The organism is Rhizobium sp. CFBP 8762, from assembly GCF_014841565.1.
Lineage (GTDB): Bacteria > Pseudomonadota > Alphaproteobacteria > Rhizobiales > Rhizobiaceae > CFBP-8762.
This window is the reverse complement of record NZ_JACYUD010000007.1, coordinates 152638-172078: the sequence shown is the minus strand read 5'-3', so window position 1 is coordinate 172078 and position 19441 is coordinate 152638. Positions and strand designations below refer to the sequence as shown.

At 59.0% G+C, this 19441-nt stretch carries 17 protein-coding genes; 3 read left to right on the top strand and 14 right to left on the bottom strand.

Annotation, left to right across the window (positions count from 1 at the left end):
* Positions 1-2 precede the first annotated feature (2 nt).
* The 9 genes from IFT84_RS16285 to IFT84_RS16245 form a co-directional block, all read right to left on the bottom strand.
* Positions 3-953: an FAD binding domain-containing protein gene (locus IFT84_RS16285; protein WP_192121247.1), complete on the bottom strand. Its 951-nt coding sequence runs from the start codon at positions 951-953 to the stop codon at positions 3-5.
* On the bottom strand, positions 950-1594 hold the full coding sequence (gene paoA / locus IFT84_RS16280; RefSeq protein WP_192121245.1) for an aldehyde dehydrogenase iron-sulfur subunit PaoA: 645 nt from the start codon (positions 1592-1594) through the stop codon (positions 950-952). The genes IFT84_RS16285 and paoA overlap by 4 nt, the downstream gene beginning before the upstream one ends.
* 174 nt (positions 1595-1768) lie before the next feature.
* Entirely contained in the window at positions 1769-3037 is a 1269-nt protein-coding gene (locus IFT84_RS16275; protein ID WP_192121243.1) for an acyl-CoA dehydrogenase family protein, read from the bottom strand.
* A 25-nt stretch (positions 3038-3062) separates the two neighbouring features.
* The gene (locus IFT84_RS16270) at positions 3063-4736 is read right to left on the bottom strand and encodes a dipeptide ABC transporter ATP-binding protein (RefSeq protein ID WP_192121240.1); all 1674 of its coding nucleotides are present in this window, start codon (positions 4734-4736) and stop codon (positions 3063-3065) included.
* On the bottom strand, positions 4733-5608 hold the full coding sequence (locus IFT84_RS16265; protein ID WP_192121238.1) for an ABC transporter permease: 876 nt from the start codon (positions 5606-5608) through the stop codon (positions 4733-4735). Before IFT84_RS16265 ends, IFT84_RS16270 begins: the two co-directional genes overlap by 4 nt.
* Positions 5605-6618 (bottom strand): ABC transporter permease, encoded by a 1014-nt coding sequence (locus IFT84_RS16260; protein WP_192121236.1) that lies wholly within the window; start codon positions 6616-6618, stop codon positions 5605-5607. The genes IFT84_RS16265 and IFT84_RS16260 overlap by 4 nt, the downstream gene beginning before the upstream one ends.
* A gap of 5 nt (positions 6619-6623) precedes the next feature.
* The gene (locus tag IFT84_RS16255; protein ID WP_197975580.1) at positions 6624-8237 is read right to left on the bottom strand and encodes an ABC transporter substrate-binding protein; all 1614 of its coding nucleotides are present in this window, start codon (positions 8235-8237) and stop codon (positions 6624-6626) included.
* Between the two features lie 45 nt (positions 8238-8282).
* Positions 8283-9644 carry an NtaA/DmoA family FMN-dependent monooxygenase gene (locus tag IFT84_RS16250; protein WP_192121234.1) on the bottom strand — a complete coding sequence of 454 codons (1362 nt, stop codon included), beginning with the start codon at positions 9642-9644 and terminating at the stop codon, positions 8283-8285.
* Between the two features lie 135 nt (positions 9645-9779).
* A complete protein-coding gene (locus tag IFT84_RS16245) occupies positions 9780-10511 on the bottom strand; it encodes a GntR family transcriptional regulator (protein WP_192121232.1) in 732 nt (243 codons plus the stop codon).
* 218 nt (positions 10512-10729) lie between these two features.
* Here IFT84_RS16245 and IFT84_RS16240 point away from each other — a divergent pair, with 218 nt between their 5' ends.
* Together IFT84_RS16240 and IFT84_RS16235 are read left to right on the top strand one after the other, a co-directional pair.
* Positions 10730-11743, top strand: coding sequence for an SIS domain-containing protein (locus IFT84_RS16240; protein ID WP_192121476.1), 1014 nt, complete (start codon positions 10730-10732; stop codon positions 11741-11743).
* 82 nt (positions 11744-11825) lie between these two features.
* Entirely contained in the window at positions 11826-12638 is an 813-nt protein-coding gene (locus IFT84_RS16235) for a PfkB family carbohydrate kinase (protein WP_192121230.1), read from the top strand.
* A gap of 24 nt (positions 12639-12662) precedes the next feature.
* On the opposite strand, the gene IFT84_RS16230 is transcribed toward IFT84_RS16235, so the two are convergent.
* The 5 genes from IFT84_RS16230 to IFT84_RS16210 form a co-directional block, all read right to left on the bottom strand.
* A complete protein-coding gene (locus IFT84_RS16230; RefSeq protein WP_192121228.1) occupies positions 12663-13415 on the bottom strand; it encodes an amino acid ABC transporter ATP-binding protein in 753 nt (250 codons plus the stop codon).
* 118 nt (positions 13416-13533) lie between these two features.
* A complete protein-coding gene (locus tag IFT84_RS16225) occupies positions 13534-14505 on the bottom strand; it encodes an amino acid ABC transporter permease (protein WP_192121226.1) in 972 nt (323 codons plus the stop codon).
* A gap of 18 nt (positions 14506-14523) precedes the next feature.
* Positions 14524-15804, bottom strand: coding sequence for an NAD(P)/FAD-dependent oxidoreductase (locus tag IFT84_RS16220; protein ID WP_192121224.1), 1281 nt, complete (start codon positions 15802-15804; stop codon positions 14524-14526).
* Positions 15805-15883: 79 nt separating this feature from the next.
* Positions 15884-16708: a transporter substrate-binding domain-containing protein gene (locus IFT84_RS16215; RefSeq protein WP_192121222.1), complete on the bottom strand. Its 825-nt coding sequence runs from the start codon at positions 16706-16708 to the stop codon at positions 15884-15886.
* A gap of 175 nt (positions 16709-16883) precedes the next feature.
* Positions 16884-17798 carry a LysR substrate-binding domain-containing protein gene (locus IFT84_RS16210; protein ID WP_192121220.1) on the bottom strand — a complete coding sequence of 305 codons (915 nt, stop codon included), beginning with the start codon at positions 17796-17798 and terminating at the stop codon, positions 16884-16886.
* Between the two features lie 144 nt (positions 17799-17942).
* On the opposite strand from IFT84_RS16210, the gene IFT84_RS16205 reads away from it, so the two are divergent.
* On the top strand, positions 17943-19328 hold the full coding sequence (locus tag IFT84_RS16205) for an MFS transporter (RefSeq protein ID WP_192121218.1): 1386 nt from the start codon (positions 17943-17945) through the stop codon (positions 19326-19328).
* Positions 19329-19441: the final 113 nt, after the last annotated feature.

Here is a 19441-nt window from a genome sequence, read left to right as displayed (position 1 = left end):
TCTCAACCCTTCGCTTCGTTCAGGACGGCGGCAAGCGTGCGCTCCACCAGCGTAACCTTGAATGCATTTTCATGGGTGGGCGAGGCGTCCGCCAGCAGTGTTTGCGACACGGCATGGGCACCTTGTTGCAACTTCGCCTCTGCGGCTTCCACGCGCCACGGCTTGTGGGCAATGCCGCCAACGGCCACACGTCCCGAGCCATCCGGCTGCACAATTGCGCCAACCGAAATCAGCGCGAAGGCGTAGGAGGCGCGGTCGCGCACCTTGCGGTAGATATGCGTGCCGCCCACCGGGGCAGGCAGGGTTACGGCGGTAATCAGTTCACCGGCGTCCAGCGTGGTTTCAATATGGGGCGTATCGCCCGGCAACCGGTGAAAGTCGGCAATGGGAATGGCGCGTGTCGTGCCGTCCGGCCGCACGGTCTCCACCACGGCATCCAGTGCCCGCATGGCAATGGCCATGTCGCTCGGATGGGTGGCGATGCAGGCATCGCTGACGCCGACGACCGCATGCTGACGGCTGAAGCCGCCAATGGCGGAACAGCCGCTTCCGGGTTTCCGCTTGTTGCAGGGCTGGTTCGTATCGTAAAAATACGGACAGCGCGTACGCTGAAGCAGGTTTCCGGCCGTGGTTGCCTTGTTGCGCAACTGACCGGAGGCACCGGCCAGCAACGCGCGGGCCAGAAGGCCATAGTCCCGGCGCACCCGCGCATCGGCTGCCAGATCGGAATTGCGCACCAGCGCCCCGATGCGCAAACCGCCGTCCGGCGTTTCTTCGATTGTATCGAGCCCGAGATCATTCACATCGATCAGGTGCGTCGGTGCTTCGATTTCCAGCTTCATCAGGTCCAGCAGATTGGTGCCCCCAGCGATGAATTTTGCGCCTTGCGTGCTGGCCATGGCTGCGGATGCGGCTGCGGGCGAGGTGGCGCGCTCATAGGTAAAGGCTTTCATCCCTGCCTCCCAGCAACTTCGGTAATGGCTTCAACAATGTTGGGGTAGGCACCGCAGCGACAGATATTGCCGCTCATGCGCTCGCGCACCTCCATTTCGGAGAACTCTGCGGCGGCGGTCAGATCGGCGCTGACGTGGCTGGGCATGCCGGATTTGATTTCCGCCAGCACAGCCACGGCGGAACAGATCTGCCCCGGCGTGCAGTAGCCACATTGAAAGCCATCATGCTTCACAAACGCCGCCTGCATGGGGTGCAGGTCTTCCGGTGTGCCAAGGCCTTCGATCGTGGTGATCTCGTCGCCCTCGTGCATGACGGCCAGCGACAGACAGGAGTTGATGCGGCGGCCTTCGACGATCACCGTGCAGGCACCACACTGGCCGTGGTCGCAGCCTTTTTTGGTGCCGGTCAGATGGAGGTGCTCACGCAGGGCATCCAGAAGCGTTGTCCGATTGTCGAGGTCAAGCGACCGTGGACTGCCGTTGACCGTCAGGTTGACGGTAGAAGAGGCAGGCCGGGCTGCCGGCGATGTCTGGTTCTGGGCATGGGCAAGCGATGGTGCTGCCGAGATCGCGACAGACGTTGCTGCAGTCGCGATCAACAGATCGCGCCGCGAAAGTTCAAGGTGGCCGGGACAGTGCATAAGCCGTTCTCCGTGTTTGAGCCAAGGTTCAAGGCGGGAGAGGGTTGCCAATGCCGATGCAAACGATGTTTACACGCCGCCAAGCAGCAAATTCTCGTTGCCCATGCTGCACAACGTAGGACAAACGAAAAAGTTGATTAGTCACTATAAATTTATAGGGTCTATGACTTCAGTTCATGAATAGCGTCGGCGCGGGACGTCGGAAGCAACGCGTTTCTTTTCTGGTTTCGGCTCCAGCGGCAGAGAGAACATGCGCGGCGGGTCCGCGTCGTTGACAGCGAAGTCGCCGATCTGACGGCTGCGATAGATCAGCGGATTGTGGGACGCTATCGCCCGCGCATTGCGCCAGAAGCGGTCCAGCCCGCGTGTTTGGCTGAGGGCGGAAGCGCCGAGACCGCCAAACAGCGCAGTCGTGGCCTCCAGCACCTGAGTGGCTGTGGTAACCTGCGCCTGATACACCTCGATTTCAAGGGATGCGCGGTCCGCTTCCGTTGCGACATGCGTGGTGAGTTTGTCGAAAAACCGCTGTGACGCAGCGGCGGCGGAAAGCGTGGCGGTGTTGGCACCATAAACCTTTGCGAGCACGTCCCCCACGACCTGCAGAATTTGCGGGTCCTGCTGTGCGCGGTCCGCATTACCATGCGCATAGGTGCGCCGACGTTTGGAAAGATAGTCCACGGTTTCGCGTACCGCCGCGCGCCCAATGCCCGAAAGGGTTGCCAGATGAATGAGCTGGTAGACGGACGGAACGTGCGAGGCGCGCCCGGCTGCGGGCTGAATATCCGCTTCTGTGATGGCAACCCCTTTGAACGTCGTGGTGCCGCTGGCGGTCAGCGGCTGGCCGAAACCATCCCAGTCATCGACAATGGTCACACCCTCCGCTTTGGTCGGTACCAGCACGGTTACGGCCTCATCGCCGCGATTGGCGGTTACGTGGATCCAGTCCACATAAAGCGCACCGGTGGTGTAATACTTCGTGCCGTTCAGTTCGATGGCGTCACCATCGCCAGTAACGACAGTGGAAAAGGTGCCCTGCTGCGAGTCGCCCGGCTCCGTATGGGCTGGCGCAAACAGGGCGCCCTGACCGGCGAGCGTCAACCAGCGATGGGACCAGTCCGCATTGGTGTGGGGCAGAACGATCTCGATGAAACCGAAGTGACCGCGCAGGATCTGCGTAAGGTTGGAATCCGCCTCTGCCAGTTCCGTCAGCAGGGCAAACAGGGTGGTGAGGCTGGTGCCGAAACCGCCGAAGGACTTGGGCACACGCAGCTTTCCAAAGCCACTGTCGCGCAGCAGCGCAACCGCCTCGTAAGGCAGCTGCCGGTCCCGGTCGCGGGCCGCCGCCCCCTCGCGAATGGTATCGAAGACAGGACGAAACCGTGCGGCAAAATCTTTGAAATCATCCGTCGGCACATGGGGCCAGATGAGTGTGGCATGGGACATGGTGGTATTCCTGATCGTGAGACGCTTACTCAGCGGAAACGGCTTGGCGAAGCCGCGCATATTCAAGGCGGGGCAGGGAGCCCAGCAGTTCCTGCGTGTAGGAGTGGCGGGGGTTGTAGAAAACCTCGTCTGCCGTGCCCTGCTCAACGGCAATGCCGTTCTGCATGACGAGCACCCGGTCGCTCATATGGTGAATGACGCCGAGGTCATGCGAGATGAAGAGGTAGCTGACACCAAGCCGCGTCTGAAGATCGGACAGCAGATCCAGAATCTGCGCCTGAATCGACACGTCGAGCGCCGACACCGCTTCATCCAGCACGATCACTTCTGGGTTGGTGGCAATGGCACGGGCGATGGCTACGCGCTGGCGCTGCCCGCCGGACATGCGCAAGGGCCATTGATGGAGATGTGACGCATTCAACCCAACGGCCTCCAGCAATTCGACCGCACGGGCGTCCACATCGCGTCCGGGATCGCCCAGAGCGATTGCGTCCGTCAGAATGCGCGACACCCGCCAACGTGGATCGAAGGATGACAGCGGGTCCTGATAGACCACCGAAATTCGGCGCCGTATAGCCCTTTTAGCGGCAGGTGTGGCATCGCTCCACGGCTGCCCACGGAACCGGACGTCACCACTATCCGGTGTTTCCAGCGATAGTGCGATGCGCGCGACCGTGCTTTTGCCGGAGCCGGATTCACCGACGATACCGAGCGTTTCGCCGCGTTTCAGGGTGAAGGAAACATCCTTGACCACCGTGCGGCGCGTTCCGCCGGGTCCGCGAAAGCTTTTGACGATATGACGCGCTTCCAGAACCGGGTGCGTGTCCTCCTTGCCTTGTGGAGCGGAAGGGGCAAACAGCGTGGGCGTGGCGTGGCTGCCACTGCGCGTCAGGCGCGTACCTTTGGTGTGCTCGCTCGGAATGGCATCGATCAGCTGCTGTGTATAGGGATGCTTCGGGCGAGAGAGCACGTCGTCGCTGGTGCCAGCCTCCACAATCGTGCCGCCCTGCATGACCAGAATAACATCAGCAAGTTTGGCCACCACGGCAAGGTCGTGACTGATGAGTATGACGCTGGTGCCCCGCCGCAACATCTGCCGCAACACCTCCAGCACCTGCGCCTGAACGGTGACATCCAGCGCAGTTGTCGGCTCATCGGCAATCACGATATCCGGGTGCAAGGCAATAGCGGAGGCAATCAGCGCCCGTTGGCGCAGGCCGCCGGAAAGCTCGCCGGGGCGCTGCTGCGCACGCAGTGCCGGTTCCGGCACGCCGACGTCGGCCAGCGCGTCCAGCACTTTTTGCTGGCGGGTGGCGCGGTCACCCCAGCCGTGGAGGGACAGGGCCTCGCCAATTTCCTTGCCGACCGGGCGAAGCGGGTCCAGCGAGACCAACGCATCCTGCAGGATAAAGCCGATTTTTGAGCCCCGCAGGCTGCGCCACCATGCGTCGCTGCGGCCCAGCAGGCTTTGGCCCTCCAGTTCCAGCGTCTGCGCGTCCACGGTCGAGCCTTCACCCGTTAGCCCGACCAATGAGCGTGCGGTCACACTTTTGCCGGAGCCGGATTCGCCAACAAGGGCTACACACTGACCGGCGTAAAGCTCAAAGTTGACGTCCTTGACGACCTGTTTGCGGGTACCGTGTTCCCCGGCAAACCACACGTTCAGACCGCGCACCTCCAGAATTTTGCGGGATGTCATTGTGTCTGTCCTTCCAGCCGGTCCTGAATATATTGCCCGATTTGCGTGAATGAGAGCGCGACCAGCACGATGGCGATGCCAGGAAATATTTCCAGCCACCACGCCACGGTGATGTTTGCCTTGCCAGATTCCAGCAGCGCTCCCCATTCCGGCGATGGCGGCGCGACCCCCAGCCCGAGAAACGACAGGCCGGACGCCCAAACCACGGACTGACCAATGCCCAGCGCCACGAGCGCCACCAGCGGGCGGAACGCATTGGGGGCGATATGCTGCAGAAAAACGGATGTGCGGGTATGGCCCAGCGCCCATGCGGCTTCCACGTAGCCGGACCCTTTGACCTTCAGCGCCTGCGCCCGGATCAGCCGCGCATAGCCGGGTGCTGTGCCAATGCCCACGGAAATGAGCAGGCTGCTAGCCGATGGCCCCAGCAGCGCCACGAACAGCAGTGCCAGCAACAGCGTTGGGAATGCCAACAGGATTTCGAGGATGCGGTTGATGGGTTCGGCAATCCATTTCGGCCCCAGCGCTGCGGAAAATCCAAGCACCAGTGCGCCGCTCAGCGCCACGGCCATGGCTCCCAGACCAATCAGGAGCGATTCCCGCGTGCCCCATACAATGCGGCTGTACAGATCCCGCCCGATATCGTCCGTGCCAAGCCAGTGGTCAGAGGTCGGTGGCGTCAGCGCGCTGAGCAAATCCGTATCGAATGGTGAATGCGTTGCCAGCGCGGCGGGCGCGGCAGCCGCGATGATGAAGAACAGTGCGATGAACACGGACAGCCAGACGGCAACGGGCACATGCAGCACCCAGTGTCGCCAGCGGCTTTTGCGGTGATCTATCGAATTGGCAGGGTTGGTGACGGTTACGGTCATGTCGCGCTCCGCAATCTCGGATCAACGGTAAGGTAAATCATATCGACGATGAGATTGATCACGACGTAAAGAAAGCTGTTGAGGATCAGGATGCCTGAAACAAGGGCGAAATCCTTGTTGCTGACGGCATTGACCAGCACGGAGCCAAGGCCGGGGCGGGCAAAAACAGTTTCCACCAGCACCGTTCCCGATAGCAGATGACCGATGGCCCAGCCGCTGAGCGTAATGCCGGGGATCAGCGCGTGGCGCAGCACATGGCGCGCCCGCACACCGGCGCGGCTCATGCCGCGCGCGCGGGCGGACAGGACGAAGGGCTCATGCATGGTCCTGTCAAACTCGCTGCGGATCGACTGGCCGAGGAAGCCAGCCAGCGGAATGGCAAGGGTAATGGTGGGCAGCACCGTGCCCGCAAAGCCCGTTCCGCCAATCACCGGGAACCAGCGGAACTGTACCGCAAACACGATGAGAAGGAGAATGCCGACCCAGTATTGCGGCAAGCCCGCCATGATGGTTTCGGTTGCCGAACCAACAGACCCGATGCGTCTTCCGCGCCCCGCCGTCAGCAGCGTCCACGGAACGGTAAAGGCCCAGGCCAGCACCAGCGCCGATACGGCCAGCGTAAAGGTGGGCGCGATCTGCTCCGCGATAATGCTGAGCACTGGCCGTTGCAGCTCATAGGACAGGCCAAGGTCTCCACGCAGCAGTCCCAGAACGTAATGCACGTATTGCTCCAGCACGGGCCGGTCAAAACCATACAGCGCATTGATGGGTGCCAGTTCCTCCGGCGTGCGTTCAATCGCCTGCCCGGAGGTGATGTTGAGCAGGATCGTGGCCCGGTCCCCCGGCAGCGTCGTCAGCACCAGAAAGGTAATCGTCACCGTACCCCACAGAACAAACAGCGCGGAGGCAAAGCGGTACAGGATTGTACGCAGCAGCGTAAAGGCAGGGCGCGGGGTGGAAACCGCGCTGGTGATCACCGCTGGCTCGTCAATGGTGGACAAGACGGACATGAGCCTTACTCCTTCACGAAATAGGCGTCGTTGAAGTTCAGGAGGCCGTTGCCCTGATCCTGCCAGAGGCCCTTCAGATTATTCGCAACGGCGACGTTATAGGTGAAATTGTAGACCCCGATTGCCACAGCCTGATCATCGAACCACTGCTGTAGCTTCGCAAATTTTTCAGTGCGCGCTTTCGGGTCCGGCTCGCGCTGGGCGTCCAGTATCTGGTCTTCCACCTCGGCATTGCTGAAGAAGCTCGTGTTGTTGCCGTTGGGATGACCGTTCAGCGTGTCGTTATAGACGATATCGAGAATGTTGGGCGATGGCCAAACCCAGTAGCCGAAGCTGATTTCCTTGTCATCGGGCTTGGAATAGGCACCGGCAAAACCTTCCGTCTGGGTCAGCGGAATGAGCTTCACCTTGATGCCAACGGCCTTGACCTGATCCTGAATGACCTGGAGGGCAATTGCGCCTTCGGAATCGATAATGGCCTGATTGAAGGGCAGGCGGGCTTCCAGCGTCTTGCCATCCTTGGTGCGGTAGTTGTCCGCGTCACGCCCGGTCCAGCCTGCCTCATCCAGCAGCGCATTGGCCTTGGTCACATCATAGGGATAGTCGCCGTCCACATTGTGGTAGAGCGGCGTGGTCTTGCTCAGCGCACCGTTGCCCTCGAAGGGTACGGCGCCTTTGAACACGGCATCCACGATGCGCTTGCGGTCCGTTGCGTAAACAAAGGCCTGCCGCAGCCTCTGGTCGGTAAACGGCCCCTTGGCCACGTTGAACGACAGGCCCTGCGGGCGGCCGGTGGCGACGAAGGACAGCGTCTGGAACTCCTGCTGCGCGGCCTTCCACTGCACTGATGGCGGTTGGTAGGCCACATTGGCTTCGCCGCTGGTCAGTGCTCCCCAGCGGGTGGTGGCATCGGGCACGAACCGCCATTCCAGCCGCTCGGCATAGGAGGGGCCGTTGTGCGCGGCATTCGGAGGTGCCCAGTTATAGCTGTCGTTGCGCACGAAGCTGATGCCGGAGCCACGCGCCCATTTTTCAACCTTCCATGGACCGGTTCCAACCGGCGTCAGGCACTTCTGTTCCTTGCTATTGCTGGCAATGGATTTGGGCGATTGAAAGCCGTAATGGCCGTTGGCCAGAATGTTGTAGATTTCCGGGTTCGGCTCCGACAAATGCAGCTTGACCGTATAATCATCGACCTTGGTGAACCCCTTCATATAGGTGAAGCCGTGCCAACCGATGCCGCCTTCCCACGCGGGATAGTTTGCCACCACCGCATCAGCATCAAACCGGTCGCCATCGGTAAAGGTTACATCCTTGCGCAGGTGGAACGTGATCGTCTTTCGATCCTGGGATTCGCTCCATTCGGTGGCAAGCCATGGCCGGATCGCACCCTTGTCGTAGCTGACCAGATAGTCGAAGACCTGCCGGGACAGGTAGGCCTGCTGCACCCAGCCGCCCCACAGGCATGGCGGCTCCTGCTCGTGCACATAGGTTATGGTGCCGCCCTCAATGCGTTGTTCATCAGCCGCGCTGGCTGTTGTGGCCGCAAAACCGCAAACACACAGCATGGTTGCCGTGGCGAGAGAAGCGGTTGTTCGGCGAAAGATGTGGTTCGTCATTGTGTTGCTCGTTCTTTATTCAAGGATTGAAAGCCAATTGGCCGGTTACAGGCCGATGGTGCGCGCATGGTGCGTGTCGGGAAGCCGGTCGCCGGTGCCGAAAAGCTTCTGGCGCAGCGTGCCCGGCGCATACTCGGTCTGCGCCAGTCCCCGGGCCTGAAGCACGGGAACGACGTTATCCACCCACTCGTCCCACCAGCCGAGCGTGGTAATAGGAACGACGTTGAAGCCATCGACGCCCGCATCGGCAAAGCGCTGCACTTCATCGGCAATCTGCTCCGGTGTGCCGGCGAAGCGACCGGGCAACAGCGCCGTTTTGATGAGGTGCTCGCCCCAGGTCGAGTCGAGATCCAGATCGGGATTGGCATCGAGAATGCGCCGAAACCCGCTTCGGACATGCTCGCTCGTCTCATATTTCTGTTTCAGCTCGCCGATGGTCGTGTCCGGGGAAATGCTGAAATAATCAATGCCGCTGCCGCCGCTGAGGAAGGCCTGAAGTGCGTTGAAATCCGTATTGTCCCAGAGGTAGGACTGCTTGCGCTTGGCCTCTTCCTCCGTCGATCCGATAACGGTGGACAGCGTCACGATCTTTTTCAGCGAATTGGGATCGCGACCGTGCTGGCGGGCCAGATCGTTGAGAATAGCGATATCGCGGGCCGCTGCTTCCGGCGTGGCGGATGGCAGAAACGTAACCTCCGCATTGCGAACGGCAAACTCCCGCCCCGCTGTTGAATTGCCCGCCTGAAACAGCACCGGCGTGCGTTGCGGGGAGGGTTCCACGATGTGGGGTCCGGCGACCTTGTAGCGCTCACCGACATGGTCAATCCGGTGAATTCGGTCGCGATCAAAAAAGCGGTTGGTTTCGGGATCGTGCAGAACGGCGCCCTCTTCCCAGGAGTGCTCCCAAAGCTTGTAGGTAACGTCGAGATATTCCTGCGCCCAGGTGTAGCGCTCGTCATGCGGCACGATATCGTCATAGCCGAAATTCTGGAAACCGTTGGTGAGGTAGCTGGTAACGATATTCCAGCCAACCCGTCCGTTGGTATAATGATCGAGTGAGGACAATTGCCGCGCAAAGGCAAATGGGTGGCTCTGAATGATGTTGCTGGTGACCGCAAGCCCCAGATGCTCGGTGGCAAGGCCCAGCGCCGAAATGATCGTGATCGGGTCGGCCGAGGGAAATTGCGATCCGGCGCGGATGGAGTGTTCAAAGTCATAAACGCCGGACACATCCGCCAGAAACAGCGTATCGAAGCGGCCGCGCTCCAGCGTTTTGACCACATCCACATAGGGCTGGAGCTTGGAATAGCCGTACTGGACCTGGCCTTCAGGCGTGCGCCAGTAGCCGTGGCTATGATGATTGGGCGTGAGGTGAAGAAATCCGTTATAAATAAGGCGGCGGGTCAAAAGCTATCCCTTTGTCAGCGAAGAATTCGTTGACGGGAGTGTAGCCAGCACAGTCCCTTCGATAAGGGACCGGATACTATAATCTATCTAATGAGTAGACTATTATTGCCGAGCAGGGCACGACGGGATGTGCACCTACTTGCGTGCGAAACTGAAGGAAAAATGGCTGCCTCTGTGGTAATCCACGGCGTAGATCACGGGAACACCTGTGGTGTTGAAGCAGGTTTCAGTGATGAGTAGCGCGGGGCCGAAGTCGCTGAGATCGTTGCGGTCCACCACATCTGCGGGCAGCATGACAGCGGTCACAGATGCGGCAGACATGCGCGGGCGCTGCTTGTATTTTTCGAGAAGCGACAGCAGCGATCCACTCCAGTCGATATCGTAGAGGCGGGATGGAATGATGCTGCGCGGCACATAATCGAGACAGTAAAGAATCGGTGTGTTGTTCTCCAGCCGCAGACGCTCGACGCGAATAACGCGTTCACCGTCACCGAGGCGCAATTGCTTGGCAATCGTGGCGTCCGGCGTTTCTTCGGAGATCGACAACACCCGGTTTTGAGGCTCATACCCGTACTGCACCACCATATCGGTGACGCTTTCAAATACGGTTATCGGCCTGTCGACGTGCACCGCGGACATGGCTGAAATAAACCGGCCACGCCCGTGCTCCACGTAGATAATATCGTCTTGCTCCAGAAGTTTCAGCGCTTCGCGCAAGGCTGCACGGGAAATCTTAAAACGGGCCGTCAGCTGTGCTTCCGTCGGAAGTTTATCGCCCGGTTGCAAACCTTCATCGCGTATCAGGTCGGCAATACGATCGCGTAGCTGGATAACCAGTGTGCGCGTATCACGAAGGGGCTCGTCCAAGGCAATCCTCATATGTTTCAGCGCTGTCCTTATTGTCTGACAAATATGCAAAGGTCAAGCAAGCCCCGGGAGGTCGCATGCAACGCGTCTTCCTTGGAGCAGCGTCGTCAATCTGTGAGCAAAACGCATCCCGCTTGACAGCCTGATGCAGAGATGTCAGTTGTCTTACAACATTTATTTTGCCAATAAGGATTCCCAGAATGTTGAATGCAACCGCCATGCTGAATTTTGACGAGGACCGATATATACGCATCCAGTCGGGTGCCGTTGGCATGGCAAAGCGGTTTGACGCGGTGATCAAAGCCTGCCTTGATGCCGGTGCGGACAACCTGTTTTTCCTTGGAACTGGCGGTGCGGCCATTTTGATGCAGCCAGCCTATCAACTGCTGCAACGCAAGTCGAAATTTCCGGTGTTTCTGGATTTGACCGCTGAACTATTGATCACCGGTTCGGTGAACCTGTCGCGCAAATCCATTGTTGTCATGCCGTCGCTGTCGGGAACAACCATGGAAAGCGTCGCGCTGGTGGCAAAGGTAAAGGAAGCGGGCGCAACGGTTTTAACCCTCGTTGGCCATCAGGAAACCCCGCTCGGGCAAGGGGGAGACCATGTCTTTGTAAACTTTGCCGAGGATGATACGTCGTGCGAGTCGTTCTACCTGCAATCGCTGCTGATCGCTCTTTCGCTGATGAAGCACCGGGGCGAGATTGCCAATTACGATCAGGTTGTCGGTGAGTTGCACACGTTGCCAACGCGCCTCGTCGACATGAAGCGCGCCTATGAAAACAAGGCCGAGGACTTCGCCCGTATTCTGGCAGGGTCGAATTATCACATTGTCACCGGTGCCGGAAATGTCTGGCCGGAAGCGTTCTACTACGGCATGTGCATACTGGAGGAAATGCAGTGGATTCGCACGCGCCCTGTGCATGCATCTGATTTCTTCCACGGCACGCTGGAACTGGTCGAAAAGGACGTCAGCGTAATCCTGTTCAAGGGAGAAGACGACTGCCGCCCCTTGGCAGACCGTGTGGAAACCTTTGCCCGTACCTACACCGATCGTTTGACTGTGCTCGATACGGCCAGCTTTGATCTACCGGGCATTTCGCCGGAGGTTCGCGGACTGATTTCGCCGCTTCTGTTGTCCGCCGTGCTGGAACGCATCAGCGCGCATCTCGAAGTCATGCGCAACCACCCCCTGACAACCCGCCGCTATTACAAGCGCGTTGCGTATTGAGCCAATTTATTTTGGATTTGGCAAAGAGCGGGTGCTAGGCTGATCGCCAGTGCCCGTTTCGCAGCACGTCATCCGAGGTTTCATGTCCCGTTACCGATTTGCCGTTGTCGGCGATAACTGCGTTGATCGCTTTCAACCGCCGCTTGGTCAGTCGCTGATCGGCGGCAATGCGGTCAACGTTGCCATCCAGCTGGCACTGCTGGGTCACGATGTTGCCTATTTCGGTGCCGTTGGTAACGATGCCGATGGCCGGCGGACGCTGGATATTCTCCGCATGAACGGCGTGACGGTTGACCATGTGCAGATCTTGCCGGGTGAAACGGCCTATACCAATATCGATCTGACGCCAGACGGAGACCGCGTCTTTACCTTCGAAGAATTTGGCGTCTGCCAGCGTTACTGTCCGTCCGAAGCCGATTTCTCCGTGCTTGCGGGCATGGATCATGTTCACATCGGCTGGATTCGGGACGAAGGTGCGGTGCGCCGCAGGCTGGCAACCGAAAAACCCAGCGTGTCGCAGGATATTTCGGTCAACAATGACGCTGCCCATTTGGGTGTCGATACCTTGACCATTGCCTTTGGTTCGGCAGGGGAGGACCTCGTGCGTGCGACCTTGATGCTGGCGGAGTTTCTGACCTCAGGTGTCGGTGTGGGGGTGGTGACCCGTGGTAGCGGTGGTTCGGCGGCGACCAATGGGCGTGCCTATGCCGAAACCGGCATCAGCCCGGTCGACGTTGTCGATACGACCGGCGCGGGCGACAGTTTCATCGCCGGGTTTCTTCATGCATTTCTGGCAGGCGAGGGGCTGGAAGCCTGTTTAATATCGGGCCGCGATTGCGCCGCCCGGACCTGCGGCCACGCGGGTGGTTTTCCGCAGCAACCCCACCCATTATAACCAGAGGCGCGGCGCGCGCGCGTATCAGTGCAGTATTTGGCTGAGGAATAGCCGGCTGCGTTCATTCTGCGGGTTATCGAAAAACTCCTTTGGTGACGCCTGCTCGATCAGTTTGCCCTGATCCATGAAGATGACGCGGTCGGCCACCTGACGGGCAAAGCCCATCTCATGCGTCACGCAAATCATCGTCATGCCCTCCTGCGCCAGTGAGACCATGGTATCGAGCACTTCCTTTACCATTTCCGGGTCCAGAGCCGAGGTCGGCTCATCAAACAGCATCACCTTCGGGTTCATGCACAGAGCCCGGGCAATGGCGACACGCTGTTGCTGACCGCCTGAAAGCTGTCCGGGATATTTACCCGCCTGTTCGGGAATGCGGACCCGTTCCAGAAAGTGCATGGCGATCTCAGTCGCCTTGGCCTTAGGCATTTTGCGCACCCATACCGGCGCCAGAATACAGTTTTCCAGAATCGTCAGGTGGGGAAACAGATTGAAATGCTGGAACACCATGCCGACCTCCCGGCGCACCACATCAATGTTCTTTTCATCGTCCGTCAGTTCAACGCCCCCGACGATAATGCGCCCTTCCTGATGCGTTTCGAGCCTGTTGATGCAGCGGATCAACGTCGATTTACCGGACCCGGAGGGACCGCAGATGACAATCCGTTCTTTCCGGCCGATCTCTAGGTTGATGTCGTCAAGCGCATGGTACACGCCATACCATTTGTGGACGCCGACCAGGGAGATTTCACTATCTGTCTCAACAGGTGCGGGCATAGGCTCTCCGTTTATTTGAGGTTCAGCAGACCGGATGCAACGATGTCGGCGGCACCGGCCCGTGTGTGGATTGCGATAGGGACGCCAAACAGCGGCGCACCGATACCGTCAGCATGGTTCAGCGGGCATTGAAGCGACCGAAATGCGCTTCGATACGCGATTGAATGAATTCCAGTCCGATCGACAACACCCAGTAGATCATGGAGGCGGTGATCAACATTTCGATATGGCGGAACTCGGTCTGTCCCTGTGTGCGGGCAAGATACATGATTTCCCATACCCCAACGACCGAAACCAGCGAGGAATCCTTCAGCATGGCGATGAACTGGTTGCCGGTGGGCGGTACGATCACCCGCATCGCCTGTGGGAGTATCACAAGAAACATGGTTTGGTTGGGGCCGAGACCAAGCGCCGTTGCGCCCTCCGTCTGGCCACGATGGATACTCTCAATGCCCGCGCGGAAAATCTCGGTCATGTAGGCACCATAGCAGAGCGACAGCGCCAGAATGCCGGCCGGAATCGCGCTGATGACGTACCCCACCTGCGGCAGGCCGAGATAGATGATATAGATCTGCATAAGCAACGGCAGGCCCCGAAACAACGAGGTGTAGAAGGTCGCTATGCCGTAGACCACGCCATTCTTGGACAGTTTGGCAATGGCTCCTGCCAGCGCAATCAGCGTGGCAATGGCAATCGATATGGACGAAATGAACAGGGTTGTGACCACACCCTGCGAAATCATAAAACCAATCTTGCGGGCAATGAACGAAATAGACAAATCGAAGGAATAGAAGAACAGCATCAGCAGCGCGAACAACTCGATCCAGATTGCCGCGATCTGTTGACGGCGCGAGAGCAACTGCAACAGAGCCCAGTTGACCGCCAGTATGAAGGTGATGATGACAGCAGACACCAGTCGCCCGAATTGCTTGTTTTCTTTCAACCAGTCGACCGCCGCTGGGAAAATCTTGCCGATCCATGCGGAACTGATACCGAGCGCATAGAGGCCCGTGACAATGAGGGCGGCAATCAGCAGCAGGCCCATGCGGCGCGCGGCTTCAGGATAGTTGAGTATCAGTTTTCCAAGCATAGACGTCCCCCCGTCACATCAGGCACCGCGTTCACGCCACCAGTCCTGCGCCTGCAGTTTCCAATAGGTCAGTTGCGCGGCAGCCAGCCCCGCAAGTCCCCCGGCCCAAACCAGACCGAAAGGCTTCAAAAGAGTGTAACGGTCGGATTGACCGAGCAGCGCTTCGGCAACGAGTTTGCCCCCGATGGCCGTGGTGTTCAGGCCATGGCCGCCAAAGGCGGTGCAATACCAGACCCCCGGCTGCATCTCACCGATCTGTGGCATCATATGCCGGGCATAGGACATCAGCCCGGACCAGGCGAGCTCCGTCTTGAGGTCCCTGAGTTGCGGATAGGTGCCCACCATCTCGCGGCGCAGTTCCCGCGCAAGGACGGCGGGCGAGGCGGCCCGCGTGGTAATACGCCCGCCCCACAAAATCCGTCGCCCGTCTTCTACCAGCCGGTAATAGTCTCCGGCGCGGCGGTTGTCCCCGATGGCATCCCGGGTGGTAATGGCCTCGGCAATCAGTTCTGGTGCTTCTTCGGTCAGCATGACATAGGTAGCAATCGGCAGATAGGACCGGTTGAGCTTGCCGACGAGCGGCCCTGTATACCCTCCCGTCGTAAAGACGATACGACGGCTATTGATATGACCGCTCACAGTGTCGGCCCGCTTTCGAGGGCCATCGAGACTGCAACGCGTGACGGCAGATTTTTCGAATATGACGCCGCCAAGCCGTTCGATTTCTGCGCCAAGCGCACGCAGATAGTTCAAAGGATGCATGTGGAAGGCTTTGGGGTCCCGCAAGGCCTGAAAATAGCGGCTGGATTTTAAACTCTGCCGCACGGCGTCCGTGTCGAGATACTCAAGCTCGTAACCATAGTCGCGACCGACCTGTTCCGCGTGTTGTTTCAGGCTTTCGCCACCGTCATGGCGCAACACGCTCATAATCCCCGATTGCGGCTGGGCCTCGGTTATTTGCAAGTCCCGAATGGTGTCCCGGACGAAATCGCAACCCTCAATGGACAGGTGATGGATCTTTCGCGCCGCATCCGGGCCTGCCGCTTTGGCAATTGCGTCACCGCCTGTTGCAAAGCCCGGGCTGACGAAGCCGCCATTGCGACCGGATGCGCCGAAGCCAATCCGTTCGGCCTCCAGCACAGCGACGGAAACGCCTGCCCTTGCCAGTTGCAGTGCAGTTGTCAACCCCGCAAGGCCACCACCCACGATGACCGTGTCGCATTCCACCGCGCCGCTCAGCGCCGGGCGTTCGGCCTCGCTCGTCATTGTGCGACGATAATAAGTATCAGGATATGTCATGAAGGATCTCCGACGAAGGAAGAGCCGCGTGGCGTGTTCTTGCGATCTCGCGCCACGCTCTTTTCGCGTGTCGTGGACGTCAGTCGGCGCTGTAATCCGTGCCGTACCACTTGGTGGTCAACGAAGCGAGGCTACCGTCCTTCTTCATATCGGCGATTATGCCGCCCACCTTCGCGGTCCACTCCGGATCGCCCTTTTCATCGATGACGACGAGTGGTTCGCGGAAGGCATAACCATCATCGAGGATGCGCAAAGGATAGCCGTTTTTGATTGCATTCTTGGCCGTCTGTTCCGGCGCAATGACTGCATCAAGGCGCACGCCATCGCCAAGGCGCAGATCATCGAACGGCAGCATGGAGTCGGCGAACGTCCTGACCTCGCCGGGCTCCAGCTTATAGTCTATCGGAGGCAGGCCGGGCGCGTCGATTTCGAGTTGACGGCGAATGAAGTCTTCCGAGGTGGTGGCCGTTTCCACGCCAATGGTCTTGCCTTTCAGGTCTGCAACTGTTTTGGCCGTGCTGTCTTTGTGAACCACGTAGACATAGGGGCTGTAGTAATAGATGCCGGCGAAATCAATCACCTGAGCGCGAGCCTTGGTGGGCGTAACCGAGCCGACACCCAGATCATACCGGCCCTGCCAGCGGCCGCCGGTCAGCGTGGCCCAGTCCGGTGTCTGGAAGCTGACCTCCACACCAAGGCGCTTGGCGATTTCACGCGATACGTCGATATCAAACCCGACCATTTCGTTGTTGTCATCCAGATAGCTCTGCGGGGGCCAGCTGCTATTGGTTGCCACAACCATCGCCTTGTTGCCCATGACGCGATCCAGAGTTTCGCCCGCTACGGCGGGGTAGGCAACGGCAAGCATGGCAATGCCGGTAAAAATACGACCAAACAGTTTCATAGTTCCCTCCACATTATTGTTTTGTAGGATGTCTGACAACACTATCAATTGAGGGGATTGTGTCAACACGTTTGATCGGGGTTCAGAGGAGTTTAAAGTTGTGCCGCTCTTTAATGCGCATCGCCGACACTTAGACTTGCCTTCCGGTCCCGCATCACTGACACGATAACCCCACCTAGTCCCATTGTGTGCGCGCAACGGCCTTTGCCAGTTCCTGTTTCAGGGTGGTGATAGCAAATTCCGCGAAGCTGGAAAGCACCCTGTCCTTCTTGGTCACGACCCATGCCGTGATCCCAACGTTTTCAACAAGGGCCCTGCGTACCAGTCCAGGCATATAGACCTCTGCTACGGAAAACTCATCGATGACCGCGACGCCAAGGCCATGTCGAACAAGGCTGACGACCGTTTGGGCGAAACGTCCGCGCACCGTGTACCGCAGGTCGAGACCCGCTGCACGAAACGGTTCCGCCAAGACCTTGCCGTAGGGATCTGCGGGATCGATGCCGACAAATGGCTCCTGCACCAGATCATGGACAGAAATCTGATCCTTCCCTGCCAGTCTGTGGCCCTCCGGCACAATGGCAACCAGACGGCCATGGGCAAGTGCCACGTTTTCAACGGCCGGGTTGTCGATAGCCGTGCTCATCAGTACGAATTCCCCGCGCTCCAGCAGCAGATAGTCGGCAGCCTCCTCGATTTTCAGAATGTTCAAATCGATGAACAGGTCGGGAAAGCGAGACCGGACGCGCTTGACCGCCCTTGCGGCGATGAACTGGGCAATGGATGGCGCGGACGCAAACGACAGGCGCACATTCTCGCCCTTGTGCAGGGACGCGACGGCGCTGTTCAGGTTCTCCATCTGACGGTAGACCTGATGGACGATTTCAAAGATCGCCGAAGCCTCCGCCGAGGGCACAAACAAGCCCGCGCGACGTTCAAACAGGCGGATACCCAGCGACTCCTCCGTGTGTTTGACCAGACGGGAAATGCCGGGTGCCGAAACATTCAGCAGTTTGGCAGCGCCCTGAATCGTGCCCGCCATCATCACCGAACGAATGACTTCGACCTGCCGCAATGTCAGCTCTTTCACCACGTCCCTCCGTGTAACATTAGCATTCTAAAGAATAACATGTTGGTAACGGGCTGCATATATCAGTATTTGACGTTATTCTTCCGATCGCTCAAGCGTGGTGTAATTGCGCGAGGGGAGTTCGCGTTTGTTCGGGAGACATTCATGACGACATTAACCGGTCCCAAAAAGGGCAAAAACCAGTCCAGCAAGGCAGCAGCCAGTGCCTGGATCGGCTCTGCACTGGAATATTACGATTTTTTCATTTACGCGACGGCTGCATCTCTGGTTTTTCCGCAGATCTTCTTCCCGTCGGATAATCCCCGCGTGGCGATCATCGCGTCGCTGGCCACCTACGGGGTTGGGTATGTCGCGCGCCCTATCGGGGCGGTGGCGCTGGGCCACTGGGGCGATACTCATGGGCGCAAAAACGTTTTGATTCTGTGTATGTTTCTTATGGGCATCTCCACCTTGCTCGTCGGCCTGTTGCCGACCTATCAGCAGGTGGGCATTCTCGCGCCGATCCTGCTCGTCATCCTGCGGCTGGTGCAGGGCTTTGCGGTGGCGGGCGAAATTTCGGGCGCAAGCTCCATGGTCATGGAACATGCGCCCATGGGGCGGCGCGGTTTTCACGCCAGCTTTACCCTTCAAGGTGTGCAGGCAGGGCAGATCATGGCGGCGGCAATCTTTCTGCCACTGGCGCATTTCATGCCGGAAGAGTCCTTTAACAGCTGGGGATGGCGCATTCCATTTCTGCTGAGCTTCGTGGTCATCATCGCCGGCTGGGTCATCCGACGCGAAGTTGATGAGACGCCCGCGTTCCGCAAGCAGGAGGAAAAGCAGACCGTGCTGCGTTCGCCGGTCGTGGAAGCCATCAAAACGACGTGGCCCGATATGATCCGGGTGATGTGCATGTCGTTGATGAACACTATTCCCGTTGTTGCGACCGTCTTCGGGGCCGCCTATGCCGTGCAGGCCGCCTATGGCATTGGTTTTCACAAGGATGTCTATCTCTGGATTCCGGTGTTCGGCAATATTCTCGCCTGCGTCATCATCCCGTTCGTCGGAAAGCTTTCGGACAGGGTCGGGCGTCGTCCGCCCATAATTATCGGCGCACTTGGCTCGGGCTTGCTCGCCTTCGGCTACCTGTATGCGATCTCGATCCAGTCGGTGCCTCTGGCCATTGTCATGTCGCTTCTCATGTGGGGGCTGATCTATCAGGGGTACAACGCCACCTTCCCAAGCTTCTACCCGGAACTGTTTCCCACCCGCACACGCGTATCCTCGATGGCAATTTCACAGAATATCGGCACGACCATCACGGCCATGCTTCCGGCGCTGTTTGCGACCGTGGCACCGCCCGGCTCGGCCAATATTCCGCTTGTCGTGGGGTCCATCGCTTTCGGCATAACGGTCATCGCGGCAACCGCCGCCTGGTCTGCGCGCGAAACTTACAGGATCAGGCCGGAGGATCTGGGCAACCCGGATGCGGTGCCGGTGCCGGTGACCGACTATGAACGGTTGCGCCACGACGCAATCGCGCACCGCTAGAGTATAATCCAACCGGAGTGAAACGAGGATCGACAAGATTATGCTCAAAAACAAAAGTTAGAGCGCCGATCTGATTCATGCAGATCAAATAGCGCTCTGAGGCGTCTACCCGT

What these genes read in the sequence shown, in the direction of transcription:
- IFT84_RS16285 (WP_192121247.1), bottom strand. Translation starts at nt 953, where the DNA reads ATGAAAGCCTTTACCTATGAGCGCGCCACCTCGCCCGCAGCCGCATCC.
- IFT84_RS16260 (WP_192121236.1), bottom strand. Translation starts at nt 6,618, where the DNA reads ATGTCCGTCTTGTCCACCATTGACGAGCCAGCGGTGATCACCAGCGCG.
- IFT84_RS16275 (WP_192121243.1), bottom strand. Translation starts at nt 3,037, where the DNA reads ATGTCCCATGCCACACTCATCTGGCCCCATGTGCCGACGGATGATTTC.
- IFT84_RS16225 (WP_192121226.1), bottom strand. Translation starts at nt 14,505, where the DNA reads ATGCTTGGAAAACTGATACTCAACTATCCTGAAGCCGCGCGCCGCATG.
- IFT84_RS16265 (WP_192121238.1), bottom strand. Translation starts at nt 5,608, where the DNA reads ATGACCGTAACCGTCACCAACCCTGCCAATTCGATAGATCACCGCAAA.
- IFT84_RS16235 (WP_192121230.1), top strand. Translation starts at nt 11,826, where the DNA reads ATGTCCCGTTACCGATTTGCCGTTGTCGGCGATAACTGCGTTGATCGC.
- IFT84_RS16255 (WP_197975580.1), bottom strand. Translation starts at nt 8,237, where the DNA reads ATGACGAACCACATCTTTCGCCGAACAACCGCTTCTCTCGCCACGGCA.
- IFT84_RS16240 (WP_192121476.1), top strand. Translation starts at nt 10,730, where the DNA reads ATGCTGAATTTTGACGAGGACCGATATATACGCATCCAGTCGGGTGCC.
- IFT84_RS16270 (WP_192121240.1), bottom strand. Translation starts at nt 4,736, where the DNA reads ATGACATCCCGCAAAATTCTGGAGGTGCGCGGTCTGAACGTGTGGTTT.
- IFT84_RS16205 (WP_192121218.1), top strand. Translation starts at nt 17,943, where the DNA reads ATGACGACATTAACCGGTCCCAAAAAGGGCAAAAACCAGTCCAGCAAG.
- IFT84_RS16230 (WP_192121228.1), bottom strand. Translation starts at nt 13,415, where the DNA reads ATGCCCGCACCTGTTGAGACAGATAGTGAAATCTCCCTGGTCGGCGTC.
- paoA (WP_192121245.1), bottom strand. Translation starts at nt 1,594, where the DNA reads ATGCACTGTCCCGGCCACCTTGAACTTTCGCGGCGCGATCTGTTGATC.
- IFT84_RS16215 (WP_192121222.1), bottom strand. Translation starts at nt 16,708, where the DNA reads ATGAAACTGTTTGGTCGTATTTTTACCGGCATTGCCATGCTTGCCGTT.
- IFT84_RS16220 (WP_192121224.1), bottom strand. Translation starts at nt 15,804, where the DNA reads ATGACATATCCTGATACTTATTATCGTCGCACAATGACGAGCGAGGCC.